This window comes from Bradyrhizobium sp. (assembly GCF_004799445.1).
GTDB lineage: Bacteria > Pseudomonadota > Alphaproteobacteria > Rhizobiales > Xanthobacteraceae > Bradyrhizobium.
In genome coordinates this window covers 90,022-106,857 of record NZ_SSNA01000091.1, presented here as the reverse complement: position 1 = coordinate 106,857, position 16,836 = coordinate 90,022, and the positions used below count along the sequence as shown (strand labels likewise).

Sequence of the window (16,836 nt, the reverse complement as noted above, 5' to 3'; positions counted from 1 at the left end):
CCATTTAGCCGCGTGCGATCCGCAACGATCTCGTCCGATGACCTTCCAGACGCGGGCGAATGCAATCGCGGAGTCTCGTTATGATACCAAGTTGCGCATCGGTTCGCCATCAGCTGGATCATTACGCCAAGGTCAAAAAACGTGCCATTGACGTAGTTCAAGAAGTGCGCGTAGAGGCTGCCCGCAAGCGCGGCGTAGACGGCACTGAGGACGAATATCTGAATCCGGCAGCGAACGACATCCACACCAAGAGCCCCGCAGCGGTTTCGTGCGCGCCGAGCGCACGGGAGGGCTGCCGCTTGCTTGGGCGAACGCGGTTTGCGGCAATGGGCATTCCTGGCTTTCACATGACGGACTTTGAGGCCCGGATGCAGCCCTACAAGGACTGGTCCAATCCCGCTCGCGGAGCTCGGTTGCGAACGCCTTCTTCGACAGATGTCTTCTCAAAATGCCAGCTCACGCGGGCGGGCGTGCTTTTCAGCCAATAATTGTTGAGATCGACGTCTGCGGCCTTGATGCATGTCATGGCCGCAGGTGCGAGATGATGACAGGGATGACGGCATGACTGGGCTACTCCTCCTTGTTGAAGGTCGGCTGTCGGGTATCCTGCCAGCGCGGCTTTCGAAGCGCTCAGGATGTTCATTATTTTCGTACCCATGCGCAAAGAAGGGTTGATCGATGGCAGCAAGCGTTCATGAATTCTCTCTTCCCGACGAACTGGGGCCGGATCTCACCCGCATTCAGGCGTACTGGAACGGCTTGAAACGTGGCGCCAACGACATTCCGTTTTGGGACGATGTCAAAGTTTCATTGCGATCGCGGCTAGGACGCGAGTCAATGTTGATTGACGTCTTTGAAAACCCTCTTCGGTTTCGGTTCGATCTCATCGGAGCAGACTTGGCCGACTGGTACGGCGAAGCGATTGGCAACAGATTTCTTGACGAAGTTGAACTTCGCGCGCCGTTCGACGAACTCGCTTTGCAATGCAAGGCAACTGTCGAGGGTCGCGCTCCCACCTATTGTCGCCGAGCGGCAAGCGGAAAAGGAGATGCCAAGGGTCTTGGCGGTTACGCGCGCCTCTTGCTCCCGCTTTGGGGTAATGGTCGTATCGAGATGCTGCTCGGCGCCGTTGTTCCCGACAAGGCGGTGAAAAACGGCGCGGGTTAGGGATTTTGCAGGAGAGATGGCGGTGACAGCGCAACCAGGCGCCCGGCCTTTGCGTGGATACTTCCGACCAGTTGTTGTGACCCATAGAAGCGTATCCGGCATACCGGTTGCAAACTAACGGGTTGTCCGGGCAATCGGCGTGACTATCACCTGAGAAGCGAGGCGGTGGACGTCGTCGGGCCGGCAAAGTTCTGTCCCGGGATTGAGCAGCGCGGCAGAGCCGCCAGCAACCCCGTAGCGCAGGGCGATCTCAAGACTGTTACCCTTCACAAGGCTCCATACCATCGCGCCGAGAAAGCTGTCGCCGGCACCGGAAACGCTGATGGGGTCGATAGGCAGACCGTTTGCACGCAAAGCCATATCGCGCGTTACGAGCAGGGCGCCATCAGACCCCATTGAGAGAGCAATAACCTCTATACGATATCGGTCGATGAGGCGGCGTCCTGCGTCGACGAGCGAGGCTTCGTCGATGGCGGCAAACTCCGCCAACTCCTGAAATTCGCGAAGGTTGGGTTTGATGAGATAAACGCCCGCTTCCAACGCCGCCCTCAGGAAGGGACCGGACGTGTCCACGATGATCTTGCTATGTGCTTTCGAAGCCTGAGCAACTCTGCCGAAAAAATCATGCGGTACGCCAGCAGGCACGCTGCCGCTCGCAATAATATATGCAGGCTGGGGCGTGATGCGCGTCATCGATCCCAGGCAGTCCCGCCATTCAATGTCGTTGAGTGGGGCACCCGGGAAGACAAGGCGAAATTGTTCTCGGGTGGTCTCGTCGAAGATCGTGATGTCCTCCCGCGTGTCGTTTGTCGCCGGAATCACAACGCTTCGTACCCCTTCGCGCTCAATCAGGTTCGCAAGCAACTGCCCGGTGGCGCCACCGGCAGGGTAAACCGCGGTTGCTTCAACGCCGAGCCGCTTGAGAACCCGGGCGACATTGATTCCACCTCCACCCGGGTCACGGTGGGCCTGCGCACACCGCATTTTGGTGAAAGGCACCATCCTGGCTACCGACGTCGAGACGTCGAGGGCGGGGTTCATGGTGAGGGTGACGATTGGAGTCTGCGGGATTTCAGCCAATGCCGTCGACCTCCGCCAAAGCCCGCAAGCCCACGAAAGCGGCGTCCTCGTCCAGGATGAGAAAGGCCGGAATTGGTTCGAGGTATTTGCTGAACCGGCCTTTGTCCTCAAAACGCGCCCGAAACGAGGAGCAGGCAAAATATTCGGGCATGTGACGCAGAATGCCTCCACCGACAAAAACGCCGCCCCTCGCACCGAGCGTGAGCGCGAGATTGCCAGCGACAGTCCCAAGCATCGCGCAAAACATGTCCACCGCAGCGCGGCTCGTCGGACAGGTACCCTCGATTGCGGCCCGGGTGATCTCGGCAGCAGGGCGCCTTGGCAGCGTCACACGGTCCATGGCAGCGACAGCTTCGTGAAGATTTTCCAGCCCATTGCCCGAAAGAACGCGTTCTGCCGAGACATGTCCAAATCGCTGCCGCAGACAGCCGATCACAGCATCCTCCCGTAACGAGGTGCCAGCCAGTGTCGAATGGCCGCCCTCGCTCGGAAACACGAGGTGACCGGTTGCGTGCGGTATGCTGAAGGCCATTCCAAGGCCTGTACCGGGGCCGAGTGCCGCGAGAGGCGCGCCCACGACCCGTTGCCCGCCGCCCACCTGGAGGAGCTTGTCATGCGAGAGGCGGGGCAGGGCCCACGCCACCGCTTCGAAATCATTGATGAGACGCACGGTGGAAAATCCGTAGGCAGCGCGCAAGTCGGCCGCGTCGATCACCCAGGGATTGTTCGTAAGGGCACAGCGGCCGTTCTGGACTGGGCCCGAAACAGCAAGAATTGCGGCTTGGATCGTTCCCGCTTCCGGCAAATGGCCAAGACACTTGTCGAGCGCCTGGCGGAAGCTGCCATAGTCGCTGACGGCCACATGGACAATTGTGCCCAGAGTTCCGTCAACCAGTAGCGCGAAGCGTGCATTGGTCCCGCCGATGTCCGCAAGCAACACCTTCCGAATGGCTGGCCTTGAGGAGGCTGCGTTCATAGCTGTCCTGCTGCCTTGATCAAATCCGCGTACCAACGGAACGATGATTTCGGAATCCGACGTAACGACGGATAGTCGACGTAGGTCAGGCCGAAACGAATGCTGTATCCCGAATCCCATTCGAAATTGTCGAGCAGCGACCAGATGAAATAGCCGCGTACATCGACGCCGTTAGACGCGGCTGCATTCATCGCCCCGATATAGGCCCGCAGAAACTCAATCCGCTTGGTGTCGATCACGGCTCCCGTCTCGTCGGGCACGTCAAAATTGCCATATCCGTTTTCGAGAACGTAAATGGGCAAGCCGTAGCTCGAATGGACTTTCAGCAGGGTTTCAGCGAAGGCGCCCGGATTGATCGGCCATTCGATCGGCGTCAGTGGAACGCCGGCCGGTTTGGCACCGAAGTCAAACCCCAGCATCGAATTTGGCTGCGCCTTTACGTAGACCGGGCTGTAGTGATTGAGGCCGAACCAGTCGATCGGACGACCAATACGTGCCATGTCGCCCAGTTGGATGTACGGTTCGATCGCAGGCCGAATGAGCGACGGATACTCGCCGCGACATTGCGAGTCGGGGAACGCCTTGTTCCAGTAGGCATCCAGGCGCGCGGCCGCCGCTGCATCGGCCTCGTTCTCACTGGACGGCCAGCAGGGCTGATAATTGTGAATACATCCGATCGACGCCCCGGGGACCCTTTCGCGAAGCACATCCACGGCTACGCCGTGCGCGAGGTTCACATGATGTATCGTGCGGTGGAGATTGCCTTCGCTGCTTTGATCCCGCTTGCCCAGTGGACGGCCGAACAGGCTGAATATCGACGGCTCGTTGAATGTCGCGAAGCGCTTGACGCGATCTCCGAAACGCACGGCAATCAGCCGCGTATAGTCGGCAAACCATGCCGCCGATTCCCGATTCATCCAGCCGCCAAGATCCTCGAGAGCCTGCGGCAGGTCCCAATGATACAGGCACAGCCATGGTTCGATGCCGGCGGCCAGCAGCTCATCGACCAGCCGGTCGTAGAATGCGAGGCCCGGTTCGTTTGCGGAACCTTGCCCCAGCGGCAGCACGCGTGGCCAGGCCACCGAGAACCGATAGGCCTGAACGCCCAGCCGTTTCGTCAGGGCGACGTCCTCCCGGTAGCGATGGTAGTGGTCGCACGCTACATCGCCGGTATCATGGTTCTTTACCTCACCGTTTTGACAGTAGACGTCCCAGACACTGGGCCCTCGACCGTCTTCCTTTGTTGCGCCTTCAATCTGGAAACTTGAGGTGGAGACGCCCCAGATGAAATCTGGGCGCAGGCCGGCGGTGGAAGGCAGCTCCAATCCCGGCATAAACCGCCTCGACTGATCGTCGGCCGAATTTCTGGTCGAATTCACGGCTTACCCTTCCGCCCGAGCAGAGTGCGGGGCGCCATACTAGTAGGCCGGCCGGCGGCGCAACGATCTTGAGATACATCAAGGATCCCTGAACGGCCGGTGCGATAGATAGCCATCATTGCCATGCCGTTGGGGTATCCGATTGCAAAGAACCAAATGGGGAGGAATTGTCGATGACCGTTTCCGCGGAAGCGGCTTTTTTCGTGTTGACGAGCACGACGGCGTGTTCTGGCTTGTTGATCCTGACGGTGGCCGCTTTTTGTCCAAGGGCGTGAACACGGTCCGCTTCGACCAGGACCACGTCGGAAATACCGATCGCGTGCCGTACGCCGACACCTGCCGGGAAAAATACGGTAGCCAGTACGTCTGGCGCGCGACGGTGGCAAACCGGCTGGCGAGCTGGAAATTCAACACGCTCGGCTGCTGGTCTGATGAACTCGTCGCCAATGCTGGATCGTCGCCGCTTGCGACCACTCCCACCGCCGCGCTTGGTGCCTCTTTCCGGCTGCACCGGCGCGACGAAATCTTTCCCGATGTCTTTGATCCCGCGTTTCTGGGTCACATCCGCGCAAGTGCGAAAAATCGTTGCACGAAGCGGCGCAACGAGGCCGGATTACTCGGCACGTTTATCGACAACGAACTGTACTGGTCGCCGGATTGGCGAGGGGCCGACGAGCTGCTGACGCTGTTTCTGAACCTGCCTGCTCACCGCCCTGGCCGCGTCGCGGCCATCATTAGGTTGGAGGAGCGCTATCGGGAATTTTCCCAATTCAACGCGGTCTGGCGCACGCCGGCGCGATCATGGGAGGAATTCGGCAACATCAGACATGTCGAGGCGCCGTTCTTTAGAATGCCGCCCGGTGGTCCAAACGACGCGCTTGAAACCAAAGTTAACCTCGCCAATCCCACGCGAGCGGCATTTTTCGCGGATTGCGATGCCTTTGTCGCGGTTGTCGCCGAACAATATTTTGATCTGTGCGTCTCTGCCATCAAGGCTGTCGATCCCAATCATCTCGTGATCGGCTCCCGGTTCGGGTATCAGCCGCATTCAAGGGTGATTGCCGCAGCCGGCCGCTACCTCGATGTGGTCTCGTTCAATTGTTACGACTCCGACGCAAGTGCAGCTATCGACGCTTATGCAGCAGGCGGCAAACCGTGCCTGATTTCCGAATTTTCCTTTCGCGGCGACGATTCCGGCCTGCCAAACACAAGCGGCGCCGGACCGCGGATGGCGAGCCAGATCGAGCGCGCCAAATGCTTCGAACGCTACGTCACTGCAGCCCTGAGGAAACCGGCCGTGGTTGGCTATCACTGGTTCGAGCACGCCGATCAGCCGGCTGAAGGACGCTTCGACGGCGAAAATTCGAATTTCGGCACGGTGACGATCAACGACGAGGTCTATGAGGAGCTGACCGAGACGATGACCAGGATCAATGCCGCGGCGGAGCAAATTCACGAAAAAGCCGTCACCGCCGCGTAGCGGCTCGCTACACCTTGATTTTCGCCAAGCTGGTTTCTGCCTCGAGAACCGCAGCCATGGTGCGAAACACGCTTGCCGGATTGACGCTGATCGAATCGATGCCAAGCTGGGTCAGGTAGCGCGCAATCTCCGGGTAATTCGCGGGCGCTTCTCCGCAAATCCCAACGTGACGTCCGTTGCGCTTGGCGCCGACCACCGCCTGCCTGAACATTTCCAGCATTCCCGGATCACGTTCATCAAAATCGAAGGCGACAATGTCGGAATCCCGGTCGACTCCCAGCGTAAGCTGGGTGAGATCGTTTGAGCCAATCGAAAAGCCGTCGAACAGCTCCGAAAACGCATCGATCTGAATGACATTGTTCGGAATCTCGCACATCACGTAAATCTCAAGTCCACCATCGCCGCGCTTGAGCCCATTGGAGGCCATCGTCGCGATGACACGTCGCCCTTCCTCGACGGTTCGGCAGAACGGCACCATGATGCGCAAATTGGAAAGACCCATTTTCTCGCGTACCCGGCGGAGCGCCGCACACTCCAGCGCGAATCCCTCGGCGTAAGCAGGGTGGCTGTAACGGGAGGCCCCCCGGAATCCCAGCATCGGATTCTGTTCCTTCGGCTCGAACGCCTCGCCGCCGAGCAGGCTGGCGTATTCGTTGGTCTTAAAGTCGGAGAGCCGAACAATGACCGGCTTGGGATAGAACGCTGCGGCAATCGTGCCGACGCCTTCCGCCAGCCTCTCGATGAAGAAATCGGATGGACTTTCATAGGCTCTGACGAGACGAGCAATCGCCGCCCTTGCCTTGGCCGATGCGATCTCTTTCGGTTTGAGAAGCGCCATCGGATGCACGCCGATATGCTCGCTGATGATGAATTCCATGCGCGCGAGGCCGACCCCGGCTTGCGGCTGCATGGCGACCCGGAAGGCCATTTCGGGGGTGCCGACATTGACCATGATCGCGGTACGCGGCTGTCTGAGCTCGCTCACCGGCGTTCGCGTGACGTCGAAGGCAACCGTTCCCTGATAGACGCTGCCAATATCGCCTTCGGCGCAGGAGATCGTGACATTTGTCCCGGTCTTGAGTTTTTCTGTCGCGTGGGTTGCGCCCACGACGGCGGGAATGCCCAGTTCCCGAGCCACAATGGCCGCATGGCAGGTCCGGCCGCCCTTGTCGGTGATGACGCCGGCAGCGATCTTCATGACCGGTTCCCAGTCCGGACTGGTGGCCGGCGCGACCAGAATCTCGCCCGGCCTGAAGGTTGCGAGATCGCGCGCGGTCGCAATGCGGCGCGTACGCCCGGAAGCGATCTTTTCCCCCACCGCGCGACCGGTGACGATGAGGGGCCCATGTCCCTTGAGAGTATACGTCTCGAAGACATCAGGCGAGCGCTGCGAGGCCACCGTCTCGGGTCGCGCTTGAATGATATAAAGCTTGCCGTCGGAACCATCTTTTGCCCATTCGATGTCCATCGGCATGGCAATGCCGGCGTTTTTCGAATAGTGTTCCTCAATCCGCACGGCCATTTCCGCAAGGCTCAGTACTTCCGTATCGGAAATGCAGAACCTCTCTCTCTCGGCGCTCGACACTGTCCGGGTGAGGGTCGCGCGGTTGCCGCTGCCCTTACCGTAAACCATGCGTATTTGTTTGCCGCCCAGCCGGCGCCGCAGCACACAGCGAAACCCCTCCTTCAGGGTCGGCTTGTGAACGTAGAATTCGTCAGGGTCGACCTGTCCCTGGACGATGGTTTCGCCAAGTCCGTAACAGCCCGTGACGAAAACCACGTCGCGAAATCCAGATTCGGTATCGAGCGTGAAGGCGACGCCACTGGCCGCAAGATCGGAACGGACCATCTTCATCACGGCGACGGAGAGCGCGACCTTGAAGTGATCGAACCCATTGTCGATGCGGTAGGAAATGGCGCGATCCGTGAAGATGGAAGCGAAGCATCGCCGGCAGGCTTCGAACAAATCCTTTGCGCCACGCACGTTGAGGAAGCTCTCATGCTGGCCCGCAAAACTCGCCGTCGGCAGATCTTCTGCCGTTGCAGAACTGCGTACGGCAACCGCGAAGCCGGCTCCGAACTCTCGTTCGAGCTGCCGATACGCCTCCACGATCTGTTCGCGAAGAGGTTCGGTATCCATCGCCTTGTAGACGACTTCGCGAGCTTTGGCGGCTGTGGCCGCAAGCTGCTTGATCTTGCGCTTGTCGAGACCGTCGAGAAGCCGATGAAGCTCTTCCGCAATGCCGGGCTGCATCAGTGCATCACGATAGGCGTCCGCCGTGACCGCAAAGCCATTGGGGACAGCAACCCCTTCGGACGCGAGAGCTGAATACAGCTCGCCAAGCGATGCGGTCTTGCCGCCGACAAGCCCGACGTCGTGCAGTCCGATTTGGAGGAAAGACCTGATATATTTCGCCATAGGCAAATATAAATCACGTCGAATTTTGCCCCGTATTGACGAAGGTCAAGTCTCCTGTGCTCCGCTAGGGAAAGATTTGTAGGGCGTTTTCGAGCCCCGAAACGTCGAGGTATGCGCAATGGACCCGGCAATTGATGAACTCGGCGCGGAAGAAATCTGGAAGGAGCCGCTTGACCGGATTCTGGCGCGCCTCGCAGCGACCGCTGCGGGCCTTGATGCCACAGAAGTCCAGTCGCGGTTGAAAAGATTCGGACCCAACGACGCCGCCGTCGTCAAGCGATCGCCGCTCTGGCTGCAATTTCTTTCCCGCTTCCGCAACCCGCTGGTTATCATTCTGCTCGTGGCGAGCGGGTTGTCGGCGTTGACAGGCGACGTCTCGAGCTTCGCAATCGTCGTAACCATCGTCATGATGAGCATGACGATTGATTTCGTCCAGGAAGTCCGGGCTCAAAACGCGGTTGAGGCGCTGCGCCGATTGGTGGCGGTACAGGCCACCGTGCGACGCAACGGCGCGAGCATCTCGGTACCAATCGATCAGCTTGTGCCAGGTGACATTGTCGAGTTGATCGCCGGTGATCTCGTGCCGGCCGATTCGCGACTGCTCGAAAGCCGCGACCTTTTCATCAACCAGGCGCTCCTGACCGGAGAGCCTTATCCTGCCGAGAAGCACGCCAACGATGCCCCTTCAGGTGGCGAAAGCGCCGCCGGAGCGTCGAATGCCGTATTCGCCGGCACCTCCGTCATTAGCGGCACCGCGACTATCGTTGTTTGCCGAACAGGCGGGAAGTCGGCGCTCGGCCGTCTTGCGACGAGCTTGGCCGAAAAGCCGCCGGCCACCGATTTTGCGGTCGGCATTCGTCGCTTTGGCCTGCTGATCATGCGCCTCACGGTGTTGATGGTGCTCTTCGTGCTGGTGGTAAATATCTCATTTCACCGACCAGTGCTGGAGTCGCTGATGTTCGCGCTGGCGCTGGCCGTCGGACTGACACCTGAGCTGCTGCCGATGATCGTGACCGTCACGCTTGCCAGGTCGGCATTGGAGCTGTCCAAGCGAAAGGTAATCGTGAAGCGTCTGACTGCAATTCACGATCTCGGTGCGATGAACGTGCTGTGCACCGACAAGACCGGAACGCTGACGGAAGCCACCATCAAGCTGATGCGCGCCATCGACGGGCGCGGCGCCGAGAGCCGGGCCGTATATGCCAACGCTTATATCAATAGCCAGTTCGAGACCGGGATGAAGAGTCCGCTCGATCAGGCAATCCTTTCCTCCCATCCGTTCGATATGACCGGATGGAAAAAAATCGACGAGGTGCCGTTCGATTTTGAACGACGACGCGTCTCGGTCCTGGTCGAGCACGGCGCCGAGCGCCGTTTGATCGTCAAGGGGGCCCCGGAGGATCTCTTGCGGCTGTCGCGGCGATACGAGGACGCGGATGGCAAGGTGCTTCCGCTCGACCCTGAGACACGCCGCTCCTTCGAAGCCACGCTCGATGGACTCGGTGCTCAGGGATTCCGCGCCCTGGGCGTGGCCAGCCGCATCGTCGATGCGAGCCACCAGACTGCCGCGATCAGCGATGAAAGCGATCTCGTCTTTTCCGGCTTCGCGGTTTTCCTGGATCCTCCGAAAGCCAGCGCCGGGGCCACCATCCAGGCGATGGCCGCCGCAGGCGTCTCCGTGAAGGTACTGACCGGCGATAACGAACAGGTGACGCGCCACGTCTTCGGCGAGATTGGGGTGCCGGTCACCGGGGTACTCACGGGCGACGCACTGACAAACCTCTCGGACGAGGCGCTGATCGGGCAGTTGCCGCGGATCAACCTGTTCTGCCGCGTCAGCCCGCAGCAGAAGCTTCGGATCCTGCTGGCGCTGAAGCGCCTTGGCAATGTCGTTGGTTTCATGGGGGACGGCATCAATGACGCCCCGGCGCTGCACGCGGCTGACGTCGGAATATCGGTCGACGGCGCCGCCGATGTCGCACGCGCAGCGGCCGATCTGATCCTGCTTGAGCACGACCTTTCCGTCGTGCGCGAAGCGGTGGCTTGTGGCCGCCGTACGGTTCAGAACGTTTCCAAGTACGTTCTAATGGGCTCAAGCTCGAATTTTGGCAACATGTTCAGCATGGCCGGAGCAGCGCTGATCCTGCCGTTCTTGCCTATGCTCCCGATCCAGATTTTGCTCAACAACCTGCTCTACGACGTCTCGGAGATTGCGATCCCTTTCGATCAGGTCGATGAAGAGGCGATCGCCGGACCGGTAAAATGGAACATCAAGTTCATCGAACGGTTTATGCTGGTGTTCGGGCCGGTCAGTTCGGTGTTCGATTTCCTTACATTCTATGTTCTGCTGTATTTGTTCAACGCCGGCGAAATGCTGTTCCAGACAGGCTGGTTCATCGAATCGATCACGACCCAGGTTCTGGTGGTCTTCGCCATCCGGACGCGACGACCGCTCTTTCGGAGCACGCCGCATCTGTTCCTCGTCGCTCTGGCGCTTGGGGTTATTGCTGTCGCAATCGCTCTCCCGTTGCTCCCCGTCGTCGGCAGGTGGCTTGGATTCGTGGCACCCCCACCGCTGTTCTTCGCCTTCTTGATCGGCGCGACATTGGCGTATCTTGCGATCGTGGAAATCACCAAGCGAATTTTCTACCGAGCTCTGTCGGTCGCAAAGAGTTAGATCCTGACGAAAGTGTAGAAATAAGAGGATTTGCTGGGGGCCGATTGGGCGGGCATTTTGCGGGGAAAGGGCCCTGGGGATGGCTTGGAATTGCCCAAATCGCGGACCGACTGTTTGATTCGGATCTAGGTTGCGCCCCTTCGACGACGTCCTCCCCCGGGCGCTAAAGATGGGGGGCACCGGAACTTCTTCGCTTAATTTGACCTAGCGCAAACCCCCCTTCATCGCACGCTGCCATCATTGATCAGTTTTTGATGAGGAAAATGATATGACGTCTCTGGCAATCGTAGCGTTTCTCTCCATCCCAACGTTCTTATCGCTCACATTACGAATGCGAATGTCGCAGGCACAGCGATTGGTCGTGGTGCGTCATTCCCCGCAGCGTGCGCCCAGATCCATATAGGTCGTATGAACTGGCAAGCTGTCGTAACATGGCAGGTGGGGGCAATTCGATGACAGACGAGGTCGGCTCGGCTGCGCATGAGCTGCGCTCAGGGTGGCGCGGCCTTCTTCCGCTGGACGTATATCGCTTGGCTGCCTTGGCGCTTGGCGCCTGGATAATAGTCAGCGGTGTGGGTTGGATATCTGGCGACCGTGCCCTTGCAGCTGCGGTGGATGCGGTCAATGCTTCTTCGCCGACAGGATTTGCGGATATCGTCGAGCGCGTTAAGCCCGCCGTCGTCGGCATTCGTGTGAAAGTCGGAGCGTCAGTCAATCCTGGCGACAGCCAACAGGAACTTCCATTTCCTCCCGGATCGCCGCTGGATCGCTTCTTCCGTCAGTTCGGAGTTCCGGTTCCCGACAATCCCTCTCCGAAGTCAGAAACGTCGGTTGCATCGGGATTTTTCATTTCCGGAGACGGTTACGTCGTGACCAACAATCACGTCGTCGCGAACGGGAAAAGCTTCGAGGTGACGACAGATGACGGAAAGACCTACCAGGCAAAGCTGGTCGGCGCCGATCCACAAAGCGACTTGGCGCTCATCAAGGTCAACCTACCGAACGACTTACCATATGTGAGGTTCGCGGCGAACGAACCCCGCATCGGAGATTGGGTCCTTGTCGTGGGTAATCCGTTTGGGCTCGGCGGGACGGTCACAGCCGGGATCGTCTCGGCGCGCGGACGCGACATCGGCGAGAGCCCCTACGATGATTTCATTCAGATCGATGCGCCCGTGAACAAAGGCAATTCAGGCGGGCCGACATTCAACGTGAAAGGCGAGGTGATTGGTGTCAACACCGCGATCTATTCCCCGTCTGGCGGCTCAGTTGGCGTCGCCTTCGACATTCCAGCCGAAACGGTAAAGCTCGTTGTTCAGCAGCTCAAGGAGAAAGGCCACGTTACACGCGGCTGGATCGGCGTACAGATCCAACCGGTCAGTAGCGAGATCGCTGATGCCATAGGTTTGAGAGAGGCCAGTGGCGCTCTCGTGGCAATTGCCGAGTCCAAGGGGCCAGCTGCCAAGGGCGGCGTCGAATCCGGCGACGTCATCACTTCCTTGAACGGGCAGGAGGTCAAGGATCCTCGCGAGCTCGCCAGGAGAATTGCCGCGATGGCGCCTGGTACTTCGGTCAAGCTTGGCGTTTTTCACAACGGCAAGGATAAGTCCGCCGTGCTAGGGCTCGGCGAGCTTCCCGCGACATCGTCGGCGCAGGATAGAGCCGACGAAAAGAAGACGGCAAACGAACCATCGATCCTTGGTCTGACACTGGTCCCCGCCAGCGCCGTGGCCGGCGCTGGTGAGGAGGGTGTCGCCGTCGTTGAAATCGATCCGAGCAGCCGCGCGGCAGAAAGCGGGCTGCAAATTGGCGACATTGTCGTGGACGTCAGCCGCCATCCGGTTAAGACGCCAGCCGAGTTTCGCAAGGTTGTGGAGGAGGCCCGAACTCAGTCGAAACGCGCGGTTCTGCTTCGCATCAAGCGTCGCGATACAACCAGCTTCGTGGCGATTCCGATCGGATAAGGGCCGCCTCAATCCGCTGCCAGGGCTTTCCTGCAGGTCTTGCGAAGACAAGAAGGGGCGAAAGCCGATTTGCATTGGCTCTTAGTTGCCCGATTTGAGCGCGATCGTGGGAGGGCGAAGGTCCCAAGGCGATCTAGAAGGGGCATCTGGCTGGCCAATATCTTCTTTCGGGCGAGAGAAAGATCCAACCAGGCCGCGCGATCGATTTCGGGAACGTCGATGGTGTGACCACTTCGTGGGGGCCATTCGATCGCGACCGTATTGCTGAGGACGGCGCGCACATCGAGATTACCCTCCATCGCAAAGGCACGAACGATTTTCCCGGAGCGCTGGCGTATGTCGCCAAGCGAATGAAGCGGGCCGACCGCTTCGATGCCAAGCTCTTCCTTGAATTCGCGCCTCGCCGCGGCCTCCGCGTCCTCTCCCTCGTTCAATTCACCCTTTGGAATTGACCAGGCGCCGAGGTCGCGGTTGCGCCAATAGGGCCCGCCCGGATGTACGAGGAGAACGGACAAGCCGCCGACGCCGTGACGATACATCAGAATGCCGGCACTGATGGTCGCCATTGCGCCGATCCATGAAACCGCGCGCCAGCCGCGCAAGAAATCCGCTCCAGACAAGCGATTTTAGAGACTCTTTTCAAATCGGAAAATTGACCTGCATCAAACGAATCTTCCGTTATTCGCGATAAAAATATCTCTAGCGTGAGGGAGACAGTCGTCAGGGATCGCCTCATCGTTGCTTCTTAGTCTTTGCCGCATCGCAGTTCTTGGAGGAGTTATGGATATCAAGATTCCACATGATGCGTTTGTGTTCGTCGGTGACGGCCGCAAGGCTCTGTTTTTGCGAAACGATGGCGATGAGAAATTCCCATACCTTAAGACCGAAAGGGTCTTCGTCGACGAAAATCCGCCGAGTCACGAGCAGGGCACCGAGCGGCCGGGACGTATCAGCAAGGGATCGCGGACAGGGGGTAGAAGCGCCGTGCAGCCGACGGACTGGCATGAGCTCGAGGAACAACACTTTGTTCGGACGGTTGCTGCCGCGATGGAGCGGCTTGTGCGTGCCAGTAAGGTCAAGAAGCTGGTTGTCGTGGCGCCGCCGCGGACCCTCGCTGAATTGCGACTTGCATTCCACCCGGATGTGAAAGCCTGCATCGTTGCGGAGGTGAACAAGGACTTGACCAAGCATCCGGTCGATGAAATCGAGAAGCATCTCACAGGTGGCGTCCCGTCTCACTGACGGCGCGATATCGTAGCTCGGAATAGGCCCTTCCTTTACGAGGTGCTATGATTGGAGAGAGTAATGGAAACGCCGGTTGAAATCGAATTTCAGGATATGGCCGTCAATTCTGCGACCCGCGAGTTAATTGCCGAGCATGTGAGGAAGCTTGAACAACGCTATGGCCGCGTTCCCGCGTGCAGGATCGTGGTCAAGGGCCCCGGGAGCCACCACCAAACCGGGGGCCAGTACGACGTCAATATTCGTCTGGCGCTGCCGGATGGACGGGATGTCAATATTGGACGAACGCCAAAGGGCGACGAACGACATAGCGACTTGTCGTTTGCCATCAATGATGCGTTCAAGCGAGCACGCCGACGACTTCAGGATAACGCGCGGCGCATGGAAGGAATGGTCAAGAGCCACGAAGGGCAAGCGATCGGCACCGTCGTGCGCTTTGATCCCGCAGGGAATTTCGGGTTTCTTCGCTCAACTGACGGTCAGGAGATCTATTTCCATCGAAACAGTGTGGTCGACGGAAAATTTGCAGAATTGGCTGTCGGTACCCGCGTGATGTTTGCCGATGAGATCGGCGAAAAGGGGCCGCAGGCCAGCACCGTGAAGCTTCTGGGGAAACACGGCTTGCGCGTTTGATTTTTAGCTTTGGAGCTGGATCGCGACGGGGGCTAATCTGAATCAAGGCGGGCCCGCCGTACGATGTAGTAATTTTCATTATACATTGGCTTCTTCATAGGTCCTCGACATGCCCGTGCAGAATGCGGAAATCGCGGCGCTGTTCGATAAGGCTGCCGAGCTTCTGGAGATCGGCGGAGAAAATCAGTTTCGGGTTCGCGCCTATCGCCGCGCCGCGCGCGTCATCGAAGGATTGCCGAAGGCAGCCGGAGCTTTGCTGAAGTCCGGACGCGATCTGTCGGAACTGCCGGGGATCGGCAGGGACCTCGCTGGCAAGATCGCCGATATCGTCAAGACCGGGCGCTTCGGTCTGCTCGACCAATTGAAGAAGAAGCTGCCTGGCGAACTCGGCGAGATGGCGGCTCTTCCTGGACTGGGGCCGAAGCGCATCAAGCTGCTCTATGACAGGTTGAAAGTGCGCACCCTCAATGAACTTCGGCAAGCGATCAAAGCCGGACGGCTGCGCGAACTCCGGGGATTCGGTCCCGTTATGGAGAAGAAGCTGCTGGGGGCGCTCGAAAAGCCGCAACCGGCCAAGCGGTTCAAGCTCGCGGTCGCCGAAGCCGAGGCTGAGGCGCTGGTGGGGCATCTGCGCGGTAGCGGCCGCGTGGTCGTTGCCGGCAGCTATCGTCGACGCCGCGACACGGTAGGCGACCTTGATGTGCTGGTGACGACGAAGAACGGCGCCGCGGTCGGCGACAAACTGGTCGGGTATGAGAACGTCGCACGGGTCGCAGCCCACGGGCCGACCCGCACTACCGTGCTGCTGCGCTCGGGCCTGCAGGTCGATGTTCGCGCGGTGCCGGAGGAAAGCTACGGTGCCGCGCTTCTGTATTTTACCGGTTCGAAGGCTCACAACATCGGGTTGCGCGGGCTTGCCAATCAGCATGGCTGGAAGTTGAACGAATACGGCCTGTTTTCGGGCAAGCGGCGGATTGCCGGCGCGACGGAAGAGAACGTCTACGAGAAGCTCGGTCTGCCTTTCATCGAGCCGGAACTGCGCGAGGATCGCGGCGAGATTGCCGCGGCCCAGGCCGGCAAGCTGCCCAGGCTGGTGAAGGTATCCGATGTTCGAGGCGACCTTCACGTGCATTCCGACTGGACCGACGGCACGGTCCCCATCGCCCAAATGGCAGAAGCGGCGCAGGCGCGGGGCTATCAATACATCGCGCTGACCGATCACAGCCGTCGCGTCGCCATGACTCACGGCCTCGATCCCGCACGTTTGGCCCGCCAGATCCACGAGATCGACCGGCTGAACGAGAAACTCAGGGATTTTACGATCCTTCGGGGTATCGAGGTCGATATCCTGAAGGACGGCAGTCTCGACCTGCCGGATTCAAGTCTGGCGAAGCTCGATATTGTGGTGGCCGCGGTGCATTCGTATTTCGACCTCCCGCGCAAGGCGCAGACCGATCGGGTCATCCGGGCGCTGGAGAATCGCCATGTATCGATTCTGGCGCATCCCACCGGACGGCTTATCGGCGAGCGCGAACCGTACGACATCGAGATGGATCGCGTGATCTCGGCCGCGCGCGCGGCCGGCTGCTATCTCGAGATCAATGCGCAGCCCGACCGCCTCGATTTGAACGATCTTCAAGCCCACGCAGCCAGGCTCGCGGGCGTCAAGTTGGCGGTTTCGACGGATGCGCATTCCATCGACGCATTCCAATGCATCCGATTCGGAATCGATCAGGCCCGGCGGGCCTGGCTCACCCCAAACGACGTGCTGAATACCCGACCGCTTGCCGAATTGCGCAAGCTCTTGAAGCGGTAAGTC

At 59.5% G+C, this 16,836-nt stretch carries 12 protein-coding genes and 1 pseudogene; 7 read left to right on the top strand and 6 right to left on the bottom strand.

Features of this window, described 5'->3' with window-relative positions:
* A pseudogene (locus tag E8A46_RS12415) lies at nucleotides 1-245 on the bottom strand (hypothetical protein); the annotation flags it as partial.
* Between the two features lie 433 nt (nucleotides 246-678).
* On the opposite strand from E8A46_RS12415, the gene E8A46_RS12410 reads away from it, so the two are divergent.
* Entirely contained in the window at nucleotides 679-1,167 is a 489-nt protein-coding gene (locus E8A46_RS12410; RefSeq protein WP_291560922.1) for a hypothetical protein, read from the top strand.
* Between the two features lie 114 nt (nucleotides 1,168-1,281).
* Here E8A46_RS12410 and E8A46_RS12405 read toward each other — a convergent pair whose 3' ends face one another.
* The 3 genes from E8A46_RS12405 to E8A46_RS12395 are packed head-to-tail and all read right to left on the bottom strand — an operon-like array spanning nucleotide 1,282 to nucleotide 4,557.
* Nucleotides 1,282-2,247, bottom strand: coding sequence for a 1-phosphofructokinase family hexose kinase (locus tag E8A46_RS12405; protein ID WP_291560920.1), 966 nt, complete (start codon nucleotides 2,245-2,247; stop codon nucleotides 1,282-1,284).
* Nucleotides 2,240-3,223 carry a glucokinase gene (glk, locus tag E8A46_RS12400; RefSeq protein WP_291560917.1) on the bottom strand — a complete coding sequence of 328 codons (984 nt, stop codon included), beginning with the start codon at nucleotides 3,221-3,223 and terminating at the stop codon, nucleotides 2,240-2,242. The genes E8A46_RS12405 and glk overlap by 8 nt, the downstream gene beginning before the upstream one ends.
* Nucleotides 3,220-4,557 (bottom strand): GH1 family beta-glucosidase, encoded by a 1,338-nt coding sequence (locus E8A46_RS12395; RefSeq protein ID WP_291560933.1) that lies wholly within the window; start codon nucleotides 4,555-4,557, stop codon nucleotides 3,220-3,222. Before E8A46_RS12395 ends, glk begins: the two co-directional genes overlap by 4 nt.
* Nucleotides 4,558-4,744: 187 nt before the next feature.
* Between E8A46_RS12395 and E8A46_RS12390 the strand changes: the two genes are divergently transcribed.
* Nucleotides 4,745-6,082 (top strand): agarase, encoded by a 1,338-nt coding sequence (locus tag E8A46_RS12390; RefSeq protein WP_291560916.1) that lies wholly within the window; start codon nucleotides 4,745-4,747, stop codon nucleotides 6,080-6,082.
* A gap of 7 nt (nucleotides 6,083-6,089) precedes the next feature.
* Here E8A46_RS12390 and ppsA read toward each other — a convergent pair whose 3' ends face one another.
* Nucleotides 6,090-8,501 carry a phosphoenolpyruvate synthase gene (ppsA, locus tag E8A46_RS12385; RefSeq protein WP_291560913.1) on the bottom strand — a complete coding sequence of 804 codons (2,412 nt, stop codon included), beginning with the start codon at nucleotides 8,499-8,501 and terminating at the stop codon, nucleotides 6,090-6,092.
* A 118-nt stretch (nucleotides 8,502-8,619) separates the two neighbouring features.
* On the opposite strand from ppsA, the gene mgtA reads away from it, so the two are divergent.
* Both mgtA and E8A46_RS12375 read left to right on the top strand, forming a co-directional pair.
* Nucleotides 8,620-11,178 (top strand): magnesium-translocating P-type ATPase, encoded by a 2,559-nt coding sequence (mgtA, locus tag E8A46_RS12380; protein ID WP_291560911.1) that lies wholly within the window; start codon nucleotides 8,620-8,622, stop codon nucleotides 11,176-11,178.
* Between the two features lie 452 nt (nucleotides 11,179-11,630).
* Nucleotides 11,631-13,142: a Do family serine endopeptidase gene (locus tag E8A46_RS12375; protein WP_291560909.1), complete on the top strand. Its 1,512-nt coding sequence runs from the start codon at nucleotides 11,631-11,633 to the stop codon at nucleotides 13,140-13,142.
* Between the two features lie 8 nt (nucleotides 13,143-13,150).
* Here the strand turns inward: E8A46_RS12375 and E8A46_RS12370 are convergent, their stop codons facing one another.
* On the bottom strand, nucleotides 13,151-13,708 hold the full coding sequence (locus tag E8A46_RS12370; protein WP_363251626.1) for an NUDIX domain-containing protein: 558 nt from the start codon (nucleotides 13,706-13,708) through the stop codon (nucleotides 13,151-13,153).
* A gap of 214 nt (nucleotides 13,709-13,922) precedes the next feature.
* On the opposite strand from E8A46_RS12370, the gene E8A46_RS12365 reads away from it, so the two are divergent.
* The 3 genes from E8A46_RS12365 (at nucleotide 13,923) to polX (ending at nucleotide 16,833) form a co-directional block, all read left to right on the top strand.
* On the top strand, nucleotides 13,923-14,384 hold the full coding sequence (locus tag E8A46_RS12365; RefSeq protein WP_291560907.1) for a host attachment family protein: 462 nt from the start codon (nucleotides 13,923-13,925) through the stop codon (nucleotides 14,382-14,384).
* Nucleotides 14,385-14,447: 63 nt separating this feature from the next.
* Nucleotides 14,448-15,017, top strand: a complete 570-nt coding sequence (locus E8A46_RS12360) for an HPF/RaiA family ribosome-associated protein (protein WP_291560905.1) — start codon at nucleotides 14,448-14,450, stop codon at nucleotides 15,015-15,017.
* A 109-nt stretch (nucleotides 15,018-15,126) separates the two neighbouring features.
* Entirely contained in the window at nucleotides 15,127-16,833 is a 1,707-nt protein-coding gene (gene polX, locus E8A46_RS12355; protein ID WP_291560904.1) for a DNA polymerase/3'-5' exonuclease PolX, read from the top strand.
* Nucleotides 16,834-16,836: the final 3 nt, after the last annotated feature.